Origin of the sequence: Methylobacterium sp. P1-11 (assembly GCF_008329595.1) — a bacterium.
GTDB lineage: Bacteria > Pseudomonadota > Alphaproteobacteria > Rhizobiales > Beijerinckiaceae > Methylobacterium.
The window spans coordinates 148,329-164,473 of sequence record NZ_NPKS01000015.1 but is presented as its reverse complement, the minus strand read 5'-3'; the positions used below and the strand labels follow the sequence as shown (position 1 = coordinate 164,473).

The following is a 16,145-nucleotide window of genomic DNA, read 5'->3' as shown; positions in this document are numbered from 1 at the left end:
TGACGAAGGACTGGGCGGCCAGGTTGTAGATCTCGTCCGGCTTGGCGGCTTGGACGATGCGCAGCAGGGCGGATTGGTCGAGCAGGTTGCCGTCGACCAACTCGACACCGTCGAGGATGCCGAGCCACTTCAACCGGTGATCGAACACGCCGGCATGGCTGGAGCGGCGCACGATGCCGGTGACGGCGTAGCCCTTCTGCAGGAGCAGCTGCGCCAGATACGCACCGTCCTGGCCCGTCACACCTGTGATCAGCGCTCGCTTGGCCGTCATGAACCCGTCCCGTTCCGAAGATGCCCGGCTGCTACGACCGTGACGGCCTACGCGTCAAGGCGAGGTCTCGACATCAGTATTGTCGCAAGGGACTGAGGCCTGATTCCTACATCACCAGACTAGCCCTGCGGCGGCACGAGCCTCCGCAGAAGAAGCGCCGCACGGCTAAGGTCGCGCGAGCCAGTCTGTCACGCCCATGACTGAGCGGAATTCGTCCATGGCATGGACGCGCGCCTCCGGCAGCGCCGCCCGCGCCATGGTGGCAAGGGCGTGGCCGGGCCCGAGTTCAAGCACGCGATCGGCTCCGAATTCCCGGCAGGCCTCCAGGCAGGCTGCCCAGTCGATCGTGCGCGAGATCTGCAGAGCCAGCTTCTCCCGTCCTTCCACGTCGCGGAACACCGCGGCACCGTCCAGGCCGCTGAGGAGCCGCGGCGCGCTTGGCGGCGGGCGGCGCGGCGGCGCGGCGGCGAGCGCCTCCCGAAAAGCCGCCGTCGCGGCGTTCAGCAGGGGCGTGTGTGAAGGCGTGCGGACGGTAAGGATCACGGCTCGCTGCGCGCCCGAGCCGGCTGCCTCCCGGCACAGCGCCTCGAGGGATTCAAGCCGGCCGCCGACAACGCCGCTATCGGCCGCGTTGCGGATGGCGAGATGGCAATTGTGCCGGGCGGCGAGACCTTCGAGCGCGTCGAGCCTCAGGCCCCGCACGCCCGCGAGCCCGAACCCCGCGCCGGAGGCGGCATCCATGGCCTCCGCGCGTCGGGCGGCCAGGGCAAGCACGTCTGCGAAGTCGAGGCGTCCAGCAACGCCCCACGCCGCGAGATCGCCGATGCTGTAGCCGGCCACGATCATGCGGTCGGATGGCGCTCCACCGAGCGCGCGCCACGCCGTCAGGGCGGAGACGCAGCACAGGATCTGGCCCGTGCGATTTGCATGGAGGTCGCGGCCGCCCTTTCGGGCCAGATCGCGCGGGTCAGCACCGTCGAGAAGCGGCCTGGCGGCGGCGAATACGTCCTGGGCTGCCGGGTGATCGGCCGTGAGGTCGAACATCGCGGGGTGCTGGCCGCCTTGGCCGGAGAGGAGGAGCGCCAGGGTCATGCGGGCCTGCGGGCGCGCAGTCCGGCGACGGGTCGCAGGGCCAGCCGATCAAGGCTCTTGGCGAGCACCGATCCATCCACCGGTGCGTCGCGCAGCTCGCGCCAGTGCAGACCGGCGCCGTCCGGCACCAGGATCTCCCCGTCGATGCCCATCGGCGCCGTCTCCGCCGCGGCGGCGATGCCGTCGAGCAGGCTCAGAGGCACCGGCAGTCGGCAGCGCCAGAGCACATCGAGGTCGGAGGTTGCGCTCAGGTAGGTCAGGCCCGTGACGGCCTGCCAGAGGAGGCTGCCGAAGGGCCGCGGCACGATCTCGTGCCGGCGGCCGAGCGCCGTCAGCGTCGCAATGGTCGACCCCCAAGGAGTCGGTGCCTGAGCGGCAGCGTCGGCGAGGCTGACCATGGGCGCGCGAGATAGCGCAGTCGGGGGCAACGAGAGGCCAATCCGTCGCTTGCCGTCCGCGGGTGGCAGCGGCAGGCCGAGCGGAACCGCGTCGTCCCCCTCCCCCGGGGCCCGGCGGCGAACGATCACCGGTCGGCCGGCCTCGGCCCATCCCTTCAGGTGCGGGACATCGCGAAGATCGGACCGGTTCGCCAGGCAGGCCGTCCATGCCACCGGGTCGACGTGAACGAGGTCGTGGCGCTGAAAGGCCTCAGCCAAGGCGGGCCTGATCGGCGATCGCGGCCGCGATGGCGCGCGCCACCGGGCGGCCGCCCCGCTCCTCGCCGAGCCGGTCCCGAACATCACCCGCACGCATCCCGTCGATCAGCGCGCGGATCTGCCCTTCCAGGGAGAGGTTTGGCTCCAGAACGACGTGGACCGCGCCGGTCGCCACCATGTTGTCGAGTCCTGGCGCGAAGACGGGCGTCGACTTCGCCATGTCCTTCAGCTTGTCGAGGGGCAGCTTGGTCACACGGGCGACGGACGGAAGATCCATCACGCTCGGATTCGCCCCGGGCAAAGCCGCCAGGACTCGCGTGGCGAGCGCCGTGGCGATGAAGGCGCCCGCGGCCGAATGACCGTAGATCAGCCCGATCGTCGGGTGGCCGGACCGGTCGGCCAGGAGGATCGCCTTGGCGAGATGCGCGAGGCATTCGTTGAGGCCCAGCAGCTCGTCGCGGCGGCTCATGCGCTGGCTGTCGGAATCCACCGCCACGAGGATCGGCGCACGGTCGCCAGCCCGCACGGCGTCGAGCACGACGCGCGAAAGGATGAGCGCCCCGTCGACGCCGAGGGGTGTGTCGCCATCGACGCCCACCACGTGCATCTGGCTGCCCGCGAAGGGACCGGTGCCGGTCACGAGGCCGTCGCGCACCGCGACCGCGTGGCCCTGCGGGAACAGGGAGGCGAGGATCTCAGCGAGCGTCATGATCGGCCTCCGGGCTGCGGGCCACGGTCTCGTCGAAGGCCGCCGTGTCCATCGCCGGCACGGATTCAGGATCGTTCACGCCGAGGCGCGCCCAGACATCGGCGGCGTCGCGGCAGTCTCCGAACTGGTCGATCCGGGCTTCCAGGCGCGCCTGCTCGGCCTCCAGAGTCTGCAGGTCGAAGGCCGGCGCGCGCCCGACGAGAGCGAGGGCGGCCTTGCGGAAGGCTGAGACCGTGTCGGCGCAGAAGGCGTCGGCGCCCCCAGTGAGGCGGCGGTGCTTGCCGCCCATGGTCCGCCAGACCAGCGCCCGGTCGCGGGAATCGAACTCCTCGGCGCCCTTGTTGGTCTCAATCACTTCAGGCCCGGACACCGAGATGCGGCCGCCCTCCGACACGGCGAGCCGCGAGCAGGTACCGGCGATCAGGCCGCCGCCTCCGTAGCAGCCGGCCCGGCCGCCGATCAGCCCGATGACCGGGATGCCGGCAGCGCGGGCGTCGACGATGGCGCGCATGGTCTCTGCAATCGCCGTCTCGCCGGCATTGGCCTCCTGAAGTCGGACGCCGCCGGTGTCGAACAGAATCAGCACGGCCTTGGGCTTCAGTTCCAGGGCCGCCCGGAGCAGGCCGACAAGCTTGCCCCCGTGCACCTCACCGAAGGCCCCGCCCATGAACCGGCCCTCCTGTGCGGCGATCAGGATCGGGGCACCGTCGAGACGCGCGCGACCGACTACGATGCCGTCGTCGAAGGCGCGCGGCAGATCGAAGAGCGGGAGGTGCGGGCTCATGCGCCGCTCGGTCGGCGGCAGGAACTCGCGGAAGCTTCCGAGATCGGTGAGCGCCGCAACGCGCTGGCGGGCGGTTGCCTCGTACCAGCTCAGGGTGTCCGGATCGATGCTCGCGGCGCGGTTGCCAGCCATGGTCAGACCTCCATCAGCCGCGCGCCCTGGAGCAGGCGCAGCGACACGGTGTCGGGGCGGGCGCCGCCGTCATTGATGCTGATGCGAAGCCCCCCCGGCTGCGCCCGGGCGACGAAATCGGCCACCACCGCCTCCCAGACGTCTCCGTAGCCGGCGATCGGGGTCTCAATGGCCACCTCGCAGGCATCCGGCGGCAGAACCCGCTCGAGCAAGATCTCGAGGTTGCCGGACGCCACGACACCGGTGATCGCGTTCGGCACCGAGCCGGCCAGCGGCTTCTTGGTGGTGTGGCGGAAGGTCAGGGTTTCCATCGCCGGCTCCTTGAGAGAGGACCCTTCATCGCGCGCCGCTCACCAGTTCCGGAACCGGGCCGGCGGCTCGTAGAGCCCGCCGGACCAATGCACGAGATCCTTGATCGACTTCGCCGCGAGCAGCGCACGGTCGGCGTCCAGAGGCTCGATGCCAAGATCCTCTGGGCGGCGGATGACGCCCCGGGCGCGCAGCTCCTCGACTTTTGCCCGGTCGCGGCCGCGACCGACGTCGGTGTAGCCAGCCACGCCCCGAATCGCCTGCTCGCGCTCGTCGGCGTCCCGGCAGAGGAGCAGATTCGCGATGCCCTCCTCGGTGACGATGTGGGTCACGTCGTCAGCGTAGATCATGACCGGCGCCAGCTCGAGACCGATGGACTTCGCCAGCTCAAGAGCGTCGAGCTTCTCAACGAAAGTGGGAACCAGCTTCTCGCCGAAGGTTTCGACCAGCTGCACCACGAGCTTGCGCCCGCGCATCAGCGCGGGATCGCCGACGATCTGGCCCTCGCGGCCGGCCTTCATCCAGGCATCGGAAGGATGGCGGCGGCCGTGAGGGTCCGAGCCCATGTTGGGCGCCCCGCCGAACCCCGCCACGCGCGACTGGGTTATGGTCGAGGAATGGCCCATCAGGTCGATCTGAAGCGTCGCGCCGATGAACATGTCGCAGGCGTAGAGGCCGGCGGTCTGGCAGAAGGCCCGGTTCGAGCGCAGGCTCCCGTCGGCGCCGGTGAAGAAGATGTCGGTCCGCTCGCGAATGTAGCGGTCCATCCCGACTTCCGAGCCGAAGCAGTGGATCTGCTTGACCCAGCCGGATTCAATCGCCGGGATCAGGGTCGGGTGCGGGTTGAGCGCCCAGTGGGTGGCGATTTTCCCCTTGAGGCCGAGTTTCTCGCCGTAGGTCGGCAGCAGCAGCTCGATCGCCGCCGTCCCGAACCCGATGCCGTGGTTAAGCCGCTTGATGCCGTACTCGGCGTAGATCCCCTTGATCGCCATCATGGCGATCAGGATCTGCGTCTCGGTCATCGCAGCCGGGTCGCGGGTGAAGAGCGGCTCCACGTAGAACGGCTTGTCGGCCTTGACCACGAAGTCGATTCGGTCGCCCGGGATGTCGACCCGCGGGACCGTATCGACGACCGCGTTGACCTGCGCGACCACGACGCCGTTCTTGAAGGCGGTCGCCTCCACGACGGTCGGCGTGTCCTCGGTATTCGGACCCGTATACAAGTTGCCGTCGCGGTCGGCGGAGACGCCCGCGATCAGAGCCACGTTGGGCGTCAGGTCGACGAAGTAGCGGGCGAACAGCTCCAGGTAGGTATGGACGGCCCCGAGCTCGATTTGGCCGCCGTAGAGCATCTTGGCTATGCGGGCACCCTGCGGACCGGAATACGAGTAGTCGAGCCGCTTCGCGATCCCTGTCTCGAACACGTCGAGATGCTCGGGCAGCACGATCCCCGACTGGACCATGTGCAGGTCGTGGATCTTGGCGGGGTCGCAGGCGCTCAGGCCGCGGGCAAGGCAGTCGGCCTGCTTCTGGTTGTCACCCTCGAGGCAGACACGATCACCGGGCCGCAGGATGGCTTCCAGCAGATCTACGACGGCCGCAGCCGGCACGACCTTGCCGTTCGCATGGGCGCGCCCCGCCGCGATGCGCGCGTCGCGCGCCTTCCCCTCACCGCGCCACTCGCCCATCCGCGTGCTCCCATCGGTGTACCGAACGATACATAGCGGCCGCGCTGGTATTTTTAAACCAGCTCCGCTCGCCAAATCGCATACGTGATCGCCGCCCAGTCAACGTCTTGCATACTTAAGGCTGATTTCAGCAGGCCACTCCGGAAAGGAGGCCTCCATCCTGCATGCGAACGCACGGCCGCTGAATGGGGTCGGAGAAGACGCCCCATGAAGGGGCAACGCCGACGATCGCCCCTAGTGTCGCCCTGCTCGCCGGCTGCACGCGGACGGGCCTCTACTATCTCGGTGATCCCCTCGGCCTCGCTCTGCGCGTGAACGCCAATGTCGGCGGCGTCGCCATCGCCATGATCCTGCTCAATTCCGCGGCCGGCTCCCTGGTCCCGTGCTTCGGTGCCGTCGCCCTGGTCAGCCGGACTGGCCGGTGCGATCCAGGCAGCGGCGCCGTGGAGCACGGCGGCTCCGCGTGATCGGCGGCGACGCCGAGCCCGCTGAAAGGACGGGCTGACCGACCTGGGACACGACATCTGGCACGGTATCGAGCACGTCTTCGTTGAGCAAAGTCTCACGGCCGCCTTCGCGGTTGTCGGTGCGCTGATCCTCGTCTCAAACTTCGCCGCCAAGCATCTCACCAACGGCCGCGTCCACGGCTCCACCATCCTGATCGTGCTGGGGCTGGTGCTCGTCTATGTCGCCGGGCCTTACACGACGGGAAGAAGGCCCTCGTCGAATGGGCACGGTCAGCGGGGCTGCGGGCGGCCTCGCGGCGACCGATCCGAAGCTCGTCCCCTACGGCGCGCTGACGGTGACGTTCCAAACCGGTATCAGCTGCCTCGTCGGACGCTTGATCCAGTTCCTGACGGCGCGGTTCCTGATCGGCAGACGCGGCAGCATTCCGGCGCGCCGGTCGAAATGCCGATCCGTGCCCGCCGATTAGGGTATGGTTGCGCCTCGTCTTCCCGAGGACTGGCAGGCGCCGCTCACGGGATGATTGAGGAACGGCGGATGCAGGGGGACTTTCAGAAGATCGACAGCGGGCTGCTCTCGGACCGGATCCGCGACGCGCTCACCGACGCCATCGCGTCGGGGACGATCGCGGCCGGCACGGCACTCGACGAGCAGAACCTGGCCGATCGCTACGGCGCGTCGCGCACGCCCGTCCGGGAGGCGCTGCGTCAGCTCGCAGCCTCGGGGCTCGTGGAGATGCGGCCCCGACGGGGCGTGGTGGTGGCGCGCCTGACGCCGCAGCGGATCGCCGACATGTTCGAGACCACCGCCGAGATAGAGGCGATGTGCGCCCGGCTCGCCACCTACCGGATGACGCCCTTGGAACGGGGACAGCTCATGGAACTCCACGAGGCATCCGCCGCGGCGGTCGAGGCGGGCGATGTCGACACCTACGACCGGTTCAACCGCGTCTTCCACGAGGCACTCTACACCGCGACCCATAACGGCTTCATGGCGGAGCAGGCGCTTGCGATCCGCGAGCGTCTCGCCGCCTTCCGGCGCACCCAGCTGCGCCACGCCGACCGGATCCGCCGCTCCCGGGAGGAGCACGGTGAAATCCTGTCGGCGATCGCGGAAGGCGATGGCGAAACGGCCGCCCGGCGCATGCGCGCCCACATGCTCCGGGCAGCCGCGGCGCTGGGGCGCTACATCGCCGGGACAGAATGAAACTCTGAGTCAGGACGGGGCGAAAGCGCCGGCGTGCGACCCGCCCCCGGGCCTCAGAGTTGCGCGACCTCCGCATCGGTCGTCGACCGGTATGGCGCGGTCGGCCGGCCGATCAGCGCGCTCAGCTGGCGGCTGCCGTCGTTCAAGGCGCCCCGCACTGCGGCCGCATCCGCATCGGCCAGCAACGCGGCGACCTCCTCCTGCAGACCCGCTGCAGCCAGAGCCGCGCGATACTCCGCCTGCGGCAGATCGTGGTATGCGATCGATTTCTTGGCGGCGGCGCCGATCGCCGCGGCAAACTCTGTCAGCGTATAAGCCTCGTCGCCTGCCAACTCGTAGACGCGGCTGCCCTGGTTCTAGGCGGTGAGTGCCGCGGCGGCCGCACAATCCGCCCGTGCCGCCGAGGCGATCCGGCCGTCGCCCGCACAGCCCAGAAGAGCGTCATGGGCAAGCGAAGGCGCAATCGCGGCGGCATAATTCTCCGTGTACCAGCCCCTCTGCAGCAGGACGAACGGGATACCGGAGGCTTCGAGCAGTCGCTCGGTCTGTCGATGCTCCTCGGCGAGGGCGAGCGGCGACATGTCGGCATGCAGGAGGCTGGTAGAGGCGATCAGCGCCACGCCCGCTCGCTTCGCGCTGTCGATGACGTTGCGATGTTGCGCGACGCATCGTCCGATTTCGCTGGAAGCGATGAGCAGCAGGCACTCGACACCCTGAAACGCGGCATCGAGCGTCGACGGACTCGCATATTCAGCCTCATGGACCGCAACACCGCGATCCTGCAGGTTCGGGCGAGCGCGCTCTCGATGCTGCGGGCAACGGCCCCGATTGCGCTGGCGGGCACCCGCCAGCAACGTCGCGACGACCTGACAGCCGAGCTGACCGGTGGCGCCGGTAACGAACAGAGCGGGTCGATCGGGGGCCATCATGCTGTGCCCGGAGGGGCCTTATCGGAACAAGGCCCCTTGATGAGACCGTCCGGCCGGTGAAGGAGGCAGGATTTTGGGATCAGGTAACCGCGACCGAACCCTCGTGCTGACCGGCCGCACCGACTTGGCGGAGGAGTACGCCTCCCGGCAGACCGCGACCCTCGATCCTGCGCGCTCCTGCGCACGCTGCCCGACATCTCAAAACGGATGCTGACCCAGAGGTTGCGGGATCTGGAGCGGGACGGCTTCGTCGCGCGGACGGTGTTCCCGATCAAGCCACCGTGCGTGGAATACCAGCTCACGGATCTCGCGGGGGCGGACCGATTGACCCGCTCTCCCTCCTCGTCCGATGGGCTGAACAGAGCCATGGCGCCATCCAGGCGGCCCAGTCGCGGTTCGATGCGGCATCTGCCTAGGAGCGGTCGTCCGCGGAAAATCCCGACTTCGTCAGGAGGTCACGGAGAGCAATATGCGGATGCACCGTGACATCTCTTGCCGTCGATCTGCACCGTTGTTCTGCGACGCCGGAGGCGAACCCAAAAACCCAGAACCTCATTCCATGCCAAGCCTTGCCGCGTCGGCGCGGCTGAATTCCGGGCTCCGCTTTGCAGCCCCGGGATGACGGGTCGGCGTGGCTGCGATCCGTCCATACCGGGCGATCGAGACACGCCTCCGAACAGTCCCTTGAATTGGCTCAGCGCCCAGCCTCTAGCTGCAGACTGAAGCATCAGGCGCGTGGCCCCGATGCGCTCAGGGCGTCGGCGAGCTTCCCGATATGCTCTGCGGCCCGCTCGATCCCGAACGCCGCCCTCTCGGCGTCCTGCGCCCGCGCGCGGTCGGCGGCTTCGGCAGTAGCGCGCAGCTTCGTGACGTCGGTCTCCAGGGTCGCGATACGCGCGCGCAATTCCGCGAGTTCGTCGACGATGGTCAGCGCCGCCATGACCTGAAGGCGCATGTCGCCGATCTCGCCGAAGCTCTTGCGCATCTCGCCGATACGCCCGTCGAGGGTTGCGGCGAGACCCGTGAGATGCGCCTCCTCGCCCTCGCCGCACGCCATACGGTAGCTGCGGCCGTCGATGGTCACGTTGATCTGCGGCAAGGGTGGCTCCGCTGGGCTCAGACGCGTCCGAGGACATCCTGGACGGACTCGATCGCACGGTCGAGCCGGTGGCCGACCTCCCCGGTGGCCGTCGTGACCGTCGCGAGCCGGGCGCTCGCCGCATCGAGGGCTGCGGCGAGGCGCGCCCGATCCTCATCCATGAGGGCGAGTTCCGCATCCCGATCGTCGGGCTCGGCGTCGGCGTCGAGGCGATGCTGGACGACGGCATCGAGGCGGTTGATCGCCGCTTCGAGCCGGCTGAGCGCGTCGTCGATGGAACGGGTCTCGGTCTTGTCGGCCATGGGTCTTCGTCTACCTCGACCTGAAGCTTTCCGTCGAATGCAGGCGAAATTCCAGCGCGAAATCGCGAACGATCCCCGATCCGGCCGTTCACCGAATGGATCGTCGCGATCCTTGCTTATTGGTCGGTGGAACGAAGGTCTTTGTCATGGCGATGCGTTTGACAGGTCGAGGCGCCATGCTAGACAGCCGCGCGATCCCGAAGAGGGACCGCGCGAGACATGCCGGAGGGCCGGTCCGCGACAGTTCCGAGGCCTCAGCCGGCACCGTCCGATCCGACGGTCACGGGCGTCGAAGCCCGGCCTCTCCCGGTCCGGTTCATCGCAGGTTCAAATCCGCCCGCCCAGATCCGCCCGGCCCGGCCTGGACGGTATGACGGGCCGCCGAGACCGCTCCGCGGACCGATCCCAGGTCCGGCGCGCGGCGAGCCGCATCAGGAAGGAGTCACGCCGTGACGAAGGTTGCCATCAACGGGTTCGGACGCATCGGCCGCAACGTCCTGCGCGCGATCGCCGAGGCGGGCCGCAACGACATCGAGGTCGTGGCGATCAACGATCTCGGCCCGGTGGAGACCAACGCCCACCTGCTCCGCTTCGACTCCGTGCACGGTCGCTTCCCCGGCGAGGTCGCCGTCGACGGCGAGTTTCTGGTGGTAAACGGCAAGCGCATCAAGGTCACGGCCGTGCGCAACCCGGCGGAGCTGCCCCATCGCGACCTCGGCGTCGATATCGCGCTCGAATGCACCGGCATCTTCGCCTCGAAGGACAAGGCGAAGGCCCATCTCGACGCCGGCGCCAAGCGCGTCCTCGTCTCGGCCCCGGCCGACGGCGCCGACCTGACGGTGGTCTACGGCGTGAATCACGACAAGCTGTCGAGCGAGCACCTTGTGGTCTCGAACGCTTCCTGCACCACGAACTGCCTCGCCCCGGTGGCGAAGGTGCTGGACGAGGCCGTCGGCATCGAGCGCGGCTTCATGACCACGATCCACTCCTACACCAACGACCAGCCGTCGCTGGATCAGATGCACAAGGATCTCTACCGGGCCCGCGCCGCGGCGCTCTCGATGATCCCGACCTCGACCGGCGCCGCTAAGGCGGTCGGCCTCGTGCTGCCGGAGCTCAAGGGCAAGCTCGACGGCACCGCGATCCGCGTGCCGACCCCGAACGTCTCGGCAGTGGACCTCGTCTTCACGGCCAAGCGGGCGACCACGGTCCAGGAAATCAACGACGCCATCAAGGCCGCGGCGGCCGGCCCGCTCAAGGGGGTCCTGGGCGTCACCGACCGGCCGAACGTCTCGATCGACTTCAACCACGATCCGCATTCCTCGACCTTCCACCTCGACCAGACCAAGGTCATGGACGGCGTGCTGGTGCGCATCCTGACGTGGTACGACAACGAGTGGGGCTTCTCGAACCGCATGGCCGACACCGCCGTGGCGATGGCCAAGCTCATCTGAGCCGGACTACAGCGGTCGCCGCCTTCTGAGAGATCGGCGGCCGCACCACTCTTCGGACGGCCTATCTTCGAACCAGGGACTCTCCAGGGATGACCGACGCTTCGCAGGGCACGTCGAGCGGACTGGCTGCCGCGCCGCCCACCCCCAGGCCGGCTCCGCCGCCGCCCACCTCACCGACCGCTGCACCTGCCGCGTCCGCGGTCCCGTCCCACGCGCTCCCGGCCAACCAGCTCTTCGACCAGCTCGCGCGCATCGAGGACAAGTGCTCGCGCATCGAGGACAAGTACGCCCGCTCCGAGGCGCTGCTGTCCCGGGTCGAGGACAAGGTCGAGAACGCCGCGAACCGGATGAATGAATCCGCGCGCCAGTCCGACGTCGCGGCGCTCCGGACGGAGATGCGCGGCCTCGCCGAGCGCACCCGGCGCCTGCCCGGGACCGGTGCCCTCGTCCTCACGGCCGTGATCACTGCCATCCTGACCGTGGTCCTGATGGTCGCCGTCCAGCGGCTCAATCTCGACCGCCTGCTGCCGCAGCGGGCCACAATCGGCTCCACCGCGCAGTAATCGCCCTCACTTTGCACAGGACCGCACCAGACCGCATGAGCGCCTTCCGCACCCTCGACGATGCCGGCTCCCTCGCGGGAAAGCGCGTCCTCATGCGCGTCGACCTGAACGTGCCAATGGAGAACGGCCGGGTGACCGACGCGACCCGGATCGAGCGCGTCGCGCCGACGATCCGCGAGGTCGCCGACCAGGGCGCCAAGGTGATCCTGCTCGCTCATTTCGGCCGGCCGAAGGGCAAGCGCGAGCCGAAGGATTCCCTTGAGCCGGTGGTTCCGGCGCTGAGCGCCGCCCTCGGGCGCGGCGTCGCCTTCGCGGCGGACTGCGTCGGCGACGCGGCCGCGGAGGCGGTCGCGGCCCTGAAGGACGGCGACGTCCTCCTCCTCGAGAACACCCGCTACCATCCGGGCGAGGAGAAGAACGATGCGGCCTTCGCGGACGCCCTGGCGGCGAACGGCGATGTCTACGTCAACGAGGCCTTCTCGGCGGCCCACCGCGCCCACGCGTCCACCGAGGGTCTGGCGCACCGGCTGCCGGCCTATGCCGGCCGCGAGATGCAGGCCGAACTCGACGCGCTGACCAAGGGCCTGGAATCGCCGCAGCGCCCGGTGATCGCGCTGGTCGGCGGCGCCAAGGTCTCGTCCAAGATCGATCTCCTGGAGAACCTCGTCGCCAAGGTCGACATGCTGGTCATCGGCGGCGGCATGGCCAACACCTTCCTGCACGCGCAGGGCAAGGGGATCGGCAAGTCCCTCTGCGAGAAGGATCTCGCCGAGACCGCCACGCGGATCCTGGCGGCGGCCGAGAAGGCCGGCTGCCGGATCATCCTACCGGTCGACGCGGTCGCCGCGACCGAGTTCAAGGCGCAGGCCCCCCACAAGACCGTGCCGGTGGATGCCGTGCCGGACGCGAGCATGATCCTCGATGCCGGACCGCGCTCGGTCGCCGAGATCAACGCCGCCATCGACGGGGCCAAAACCCTCGTTTGGAACGGCCCGCTGGGCGCCTTCGAGCTCGCCCCGTTCGACGCCGCCACCGTGGCCGCCGCCAAGCACGCGGCCGCGCGGACAAAGGACGGCCAGCTCGTTTCGGTAGCGGGCGGTGGCGACACCGTAGCCGCGCTCAACCATGCCGGGGTGGCGCAGGACTTCACCTACGTCTCGACCGCCGGCGGCGCCTTCCTCGAGTGGCTCGAGGGAAAGGCCCTCCCGGGCGTCGAGGCGCTGCGGGCGAAGGGCTGAGACGGCCCGCCTTGCTCTCCTCCCGCGGCGGCACGGCCCTATCTCTATTGCCGGCCGTCTTCAGCCGGGAGCCGGGTCGATGGGTGACGACGTGGAGAACGCGGGATTCGAGATCCTGAAGGGCATTCAGACGAGCCTCGCAGATCCGAGGGCGGAGACGGTGGCGCGCTTCGATAGACTTGAGGCATGGACCGATCGCCCCAATCTCGACACGCGCAACGATCGCGGGAACGCGGCGGGGATGCTCGTGATGAGGCGGGCCAGAGCGGGCGACTTCGACGCGCGGGTCAGTGGGCCGGACCCGCTGAGGATCATCCGCCGAAAGAATGCCCTGCGCCGCCTGGGAGATTGACCGAAAGCAAGGCACTCGGCAGAGCGACACGATACAGCTCAGCTGAGGGCCTGACGGCGCCTCCGGCGATCGGGCGGACGACCAAACGGGAAACGGGAAGACACGCACGATGGCACGCATCACCCTCCGGCAGCTCCTCGATCACGCCGCTGAATACGAGTACGGCGTGCCCGCCTTCAACCTGAACAACATGGAGCAGGGGCTCGCTATCATGGCGGCGGCCGACGCCGCCGACGCGCCGGTGATCCTCCAGGCGAGTCGCGGCGCCCGCGCCTACGCGAACGACGTCGTGCTGGCCAAGCTGATCGACGGTCTTGTCGAGATCTACCCGCACATCCCGGTCTGCATGCATCTCGACCACGGCAACAACGAAGCCACCTGCGCCACAGCGATCCAGTATGGCTTCACATCGGTGATGATGGACGGCTCGCTGAAGGCCGACGGCAAGACCCCCGCCGACTACAACTACAATGTCGAGATCACCCGCAACGTCACCAAGATGGCCCATTGGGCTGGTGTCTCGGTCGAGGGCGAGTTGGGCGTGCTCGGCTCGCTCGAGAGCGGCCAGGGCGAGGCCGAGGACGGCCACGGCGCCGAGGGCACGCTGAGCCACGACCAGCTCCTCACCGACCCGGACGAGGCGGTGAAGTTCGTCGAGGCCACGAAGGTCGACGCGCTGGCGGTGGCCATGGGTACCAGCCACGGCGCCTACAAGTTCACTCGCAAGCCCGACGGCGAGGTGCTGGCGATGAACGTGATCGAGGAGATCCACCGCCGCCTGCCGACGACCCACCTCGTCATGCACGGCTCCTCGTCGGTGCCCCAGGACCTGCAGGACATCATCAACCAATACGGCGGTCAGATGAAGCCGACCTGGGGCGTCCCGGTCGAGGAGATCCAGCGCGGAATCAAGCATGGCGTGCGCAAGATCAACATCGACACCGACAACCGCATGGCGATGACCGGCCAGATTCGGAAGGTGCTCACCGAGAACCCTTCGGAATTCGACCCGCGTAAGTATCTGAAGCCCGCCATGGAAGCCATGACGAAGCTGTGCAAGCAGCGCTTTGAGGAGTTCGACACCGCCGGCAAGGGCTCGAAGATCCGGCCGATCTCCGTCGCCGAGATGGCCAAGCGCTACGCCAGCGGCTCTCTCGATCCGAAGATCGGCGCGCGGTAGAACGCAGATTGTCAGCTTCGATGAGCAATAGCGCCCGTCTCGCCCTGCTCGGGCCACACGGCCTCGAGGCGGATGGCATCGCGGATTTCGTGGCAGCCTTGAAGGCCGCCTGCGAAGCCGGCGAAGTCGCCGCCGTGATCCTGCGCCTCGCGGCCACTGACGAGCGCGCGCTAACGGCGCGCGTCAAGTTGGTAGCCCCGGTCGCGCAGGAACAGGGCGCAGCCCTGGTCGTGGCTTGCCCGGGCTTCTTGGGCGACCTCGCGGCCGTGGCGGTCCGCGGCGGTGCCGACGGCATCCACGTCGACAAGCCGCGCGATCTGAAGAACCTGCGCGGCCAGTTGCGGGATGGGCGTATTCTCGGCGCCGGAGGCCTGGAGACCAAGCACGCGGCCATGGAGGCCGGAGAGGCCGGGGTCGATTATCTGATGTTCGGCGGCCTCTACCCGGACGGCGTAGCGCCCGACGCGGAGACCGTGCGCGCCCGTGCCTCCTGGTGGGCCGAAATCTTCGAGACGCCCTGCGTTGCCGTCGCTGCCGCCGCAGAGGAGATTGCGCCGCTCGGCGCAACCGGTGCGGAGTTCGTCGGATTGGAGAGCGGCTTGTGGCTGCCGGATCCGGTCGCCGTCGCGAGGGCTCAGCAGGCTGTTCGGGAGGCGGCCGCGTGAGGCGCCGTATCGCGCATCACGTTGTGGCTTTCGTCGGGGCCACCGTGTTGGCCCTGCCAGCCTGGGCTGCCTCTGGGCCGGCCGACCCGGCCGGACCCCCCCCCCCCGGGTCGATCGGCTCGACGGCGCAGACCGGCAAGAAGCCGATGCCGGAACTGCCGAGCCCCTACACGCCGAACTACACGCGGGGCGCCGTCCCGCCGCCGGGCAGCCAGCCGCCGGACCTCGCCTACGGAGCCTATCAACGGGGCCAGTACGTCACCGCCTTCCGGGAGGCGACCAAGCGCATCGAGGCGAATCCGAAGGATGCCGCCGCCATGACGCTGCTCGGGGAATTGTACAATCAGGGCCTCGGCGTGAAGCAGGATCCGGTGAAGGCGGCCGACTGGTACCGCTTGGCCGCAGCGCAGAACGACGCGTCGGCCATGGCGTCCCTCGGGCTGATGGCCCTCGACGGCCGCGGCATGCCGAAGGATCCGAAGGCCGGGCGTCGCTGGCTGGAACAGGCGACTTCCCACGGCTCGCCGACCGCCGCCTACAATCTCGGCCTGATCCTGATCGGCACCGGAGCCACCGCCGACGAGGCAGCGGCCGCCACGCAGTTCCGCAAGGCGGCCGAGGCCGAGATCGGCCCCGCTCAGCACGATCTGGGCGTGCTCTACCTGCAGGGCCGCGGCGTGCCGAAGGATCCGTCCAAGGCTGCGGCCTGGTTCCGGCGCGGAGCCGATAACGGCGATCTCGCCAGCGAGGTGGAATACGCGATCCTGCTGTTCAATGGCACCGGCGTTACGAAGGACGAGCGCGCGGCCGCCCGCTACTTTCTGCACGCAGCATCGCGCGGCAACGCCATCGCGCAGAACCGCGTCGCGCGGCTCTACGCGGTCGGCCGCGGCGTAGCCAAGAACCCCGTGGAGGCCGCGGCCTGGAATCTCGCCGCGGCCGGACAGGGCTTGTCCGACGCTTGGCTGGACCAGACTCTGTCCAGCCTCTCTGCCGACGAGCGCACACGCGCCGAGCGTCTTGCCAACGAGCGGATCGAGCAGCGCTGAGT

Annotated in this window: 20 protein-coding genes and 2 pseudogenes; 11 read left to right on the top strand and 11 right to left on the bottom strand. The window is 68.9% G+C overall.

Annotated features, from left to right (window positions below):
* From CIW48_RS17075 to mdcA, 7 genes are all read right to left on the bottom strand, one after another.
* On the bottom strand, positions 1–271 hold a 271-nt coding region (locus tag CIW48_RS17075; RefSeq protein WP_149311828.1), incomplete at its 3' end, for a GDP-mannose 4,6-dehydratase.
* A gap of 165 nt (positions 272–436) precedes the next feature.
* Positions 437–1,363: an acyltransferase domain-containing protein gene (locus tag CIW48_RS17070; protein WP_149311827.1), complete on the bottom strand. Its 927-nt coding sequence runs from the start codon at positions 1,361–1,363 to the stop codon at positions 437–439.
* A complete protein-coding gene (gene mdcG / locus CIW48_RS17065; protein ID WP_149311826.1) occupies positions 1,360–2,019 on the bottom strand; it encodes a malonate decarboxylase holo-[acyl-carrier-protein] synthase in 660 nt (219 codons plus the stop codon). The genes CIW48_RS17070 and mdcG overlap by 4 nt, the downstream gene beginning before the upstream one ends.
* Positions 2,012–2,728 (bottom strand): biotin-independent malonate decarboxylase subunit gamma, encoded by a 717-nt coding sequence (gene mdcE, locus CIW48_RS17060; RefSeq protein WP_149311825.1) that lies wholly within the window; start codon positions 2,726–2,728, stop codon positions 2,012–2,014. The genes mdcG and mdcE overlap by 8 nt, the downstream gene beginning before the upstream one ends.
* Positions 2,715–3,644 (bottom strand): biotin-independent malonate decarboxylase subunit beta, encoded by a 930-nt coding sequence (locus tag CIW48_RS17055; protein ID WP_149311824.1) that lies wholly within the window; start codon positions 3,642–3,644, stop codon positions 2,715–2,717. Before CIW48_RS17055 ends, mdcE begins: the two co-directional genes overlap by 14 nt.
* A 2-nt stretch (positions 3,645–3,646) precedes the next feature.
* Positions 3,647–3,955, bottom strand: a complete 309-nt coding sequence (gene mdcC / locus CIW48_RS17050; protein ID WP_149311823.1) for a malonate decarboxylase acyl carrier protein — start codon at positions 3,953–3,955, stop codon at positions 3,647–3,649.
* Between the two features lie 39 nt (positions 3,956–3,994).
* Complete coding sequence (gene mdcA / locus CIW48_RS17045) at positions 3,995–5,641, bottom strand: malonate decarboxylase subunit alpha (protein ID WP_149311822.1); 1,647 nt, start codon at positions 5,639–5,641, stop codon at positions 3,995–3,997.
* A 185-nt stretch (positions 5,642–5,826) separates the two neighbouring features.
* On the opposite strand from mdcA, the gene CIW48_RS17040 reads away from it, so the two are divergent.
* The 3 genes and pseudogenes from CIW48_RS17040 (at position 5,827) to CIW48_RS17030 (ending at position 7,312) form a co-directional block, all read left to right on the top strand.
* Positions 5,827–6,108, top strand: coding sequence for a malonate transporter subunit MadL (locus CIW48_RS17040; protein WP_149311821.1), 282 nt, complete (start codon positions 5,827–5,829; stop codon positions 6,106–6,108).
* A gap of 55 nt (positions 6,109–6,163) precedes the next feature.
* Positions 6,164–6,575: pseudogene (locus tag CIW48_RS17035) on the top strand (hypothetical protein).
* Positions 6,576–6,643: 68 nt separating this feature from the next.
* The gene (locus CIW48_RS17030) at positions 6,644–7,312 is read left to right on the top strand and encodes a GntR family transcriptional regulator (protein ID WP_149311820.1); all 669 of its coding nucleotides are present in this window, start codon (positions 6,644–6,646) and stop codon (positions 7,310–7,312) included.
* Positions 7,313–7,365: 53 nt separating this feature from the next.
* On the opposite strand, the gene CIW48_RS34705 is transcribed toward CIW48_RS17030, so the two are convergent.
* Both CIW48_RS34705 and CIW48_RS17025 read right to left on the bottom strand, forming a co-directional pair.
* A complete protein-coding gene (locus CIW48_RS34705; RefSeq protein ID WP_348645131.1) occupies positions 7,366–7,644 on the bottom strand; it encodes a hypothetical protein in 279 nt (92 codons plus the stop codon).
* A gap of 24 nt (positions 7,645–7,668) precedes the next feature.
* Positions 7,669–8,241, bottom strand: coding sequence for an NAD(P)H-binding protein (locus CIW48_RS17025; protein WP_348645130.1), 573 nt, complete (start codon positions 8,239–8,241; stop codon positions 7,669–7,671).
* Between the two features lie 171 nt (positions 8,242–8,412).
* On the opposite strand from CIW48_RS17025, the pseudogene CIW48_RS17020 reads away from it, so the two are divergent.
* Positions 8,413–8,657: pseudogene (locus CIW48_RS17020) on the top strand (helix-turn-helix domain-containing protein); the annotation flags it as partial.
* A gap of 311 nt (positions 8,658–8,968) precedes the next feature.
* Here CIW48_RS17020 and CIW48_RS17015 read toward each other — a convergent pair.
* Positions 8,969–9,340 carry a cell division protein ZapA gene (locus CIW48_RS17015; protein WP_149311819.1) on the bottom strand — a complete coding sequence of 124 codons (372 nt, stop codon included), beginning with the start codon at positions 9,338–9,340 and terminating at the stop codon, positions 8,969–8,971.
* A gap of 17 nt (positions 9,341–9,357) precedes the next feature.
* On the bottom strand, positions 9,358–9,642 hold the full coding sequence (locus tag CIW48_RS17010) for a DUF4164 family protein (protein WP_149311818.1): 285 nt from the start codon (positions 9,640–9,642) through the stop codon (positions 9,358–9,360).
* 449 nt (positions 9,643–10,091) lie between these two features.
* Between CIW48_RS17010 and gap the strand changes: the two genes are divergently transcribed.
* The 7 genes from gap (at position 10,092) to CIW48_RS16975 (ending at position 16,143) form a co-directional block, all read left to right on the top strand.
* On the top strand, positions 10,092–11,096 hold the full coding sequence (gene gap / locus CIW48_RS17005; protein ID WP_149311817.1) for a type I glyceraldehyde-3-phosphate dehydrogenase: 1,005 nt from the start codon (positions 10,092–10,094) through the stop codon (positions 11,094–11,096).
* A gap of 89 nt (positions 11,097–11,185) precedes the next feature.
* Complete coding sequence (locus CIW48_RS17000; RefSeq protein ID WP_149311816.1) at positions 11,186–11,659, top strand: hypothetical protein; 474 nt, start codon at positions 11,186–11,188, stop codon at positions 11,657–11,659.
* Between the two features lie 35 nt (positions 11,660–11,694).
* Positions 11,695–12,897, top strand: a complete 1,203-nt coding sequence (locus tag CIW48_RS16995; RefSeq protein ID WP_149311815.1) for a phosphoglycerate kinase — start codon at positions 11,695–11,697, stop codon at positions 12,895–12,897.
* Between the two features lie 79 nt (positions 12,898–12,976).
* Positions 12,977–13,249 carry a hypothetical protein gene (locus CIW48_RS16990; protein WP_149311814.1) on the top strand — a complete coding sequence of 91 codons (273 nt, stop codon included), beginning with the start codon at positions 12,977–12,979 and terminating at the stop codon, positions 13,247–13,249.
* A 109-nt stretch (positions 13,250–13,358) separates the two neighbouring features.
* Positions 13,359–14,429 (top strand): class II fructose-bisphosphate aldolase, encoded by a 1,071-nt coding sequence (gene fba, locus CIW48_RS16985; protein WP_149311813.1) that lies wholly within the window; start codon positions 13,359–13,361, stop codon positions 14,427–14,429.
* A gap of 20 nt (positions 14,430–14,449) precedes the next feature.
* Positions 14,450–15,094, top strand: a complete 645-nt coding sequence (locus CIW48_RS16980) for a thiamine phosphate synthase (RefSeq protein WP_149311812.1) — start codon at positions 14,450–14,452, stop codon at positions 15,092–15,094.
* On the top strand, positions 15,091–16,143 hold the full coding sequence (locus CIW48_RS16975) for a tetratricopeptide repeat protein (RefSeq protein ID WP_246695283.1): 1,053 nt from the start codon (positions 15,091–15,093) through the stop codon (positions 16,141–16,143). Before CIW48_RS16980 ends, CIW48_RS16975 begins: the two co-directional genes overlap by 4 nt.
* Positions 16,144–16,145: the final 2 nt, after the last annotated feature.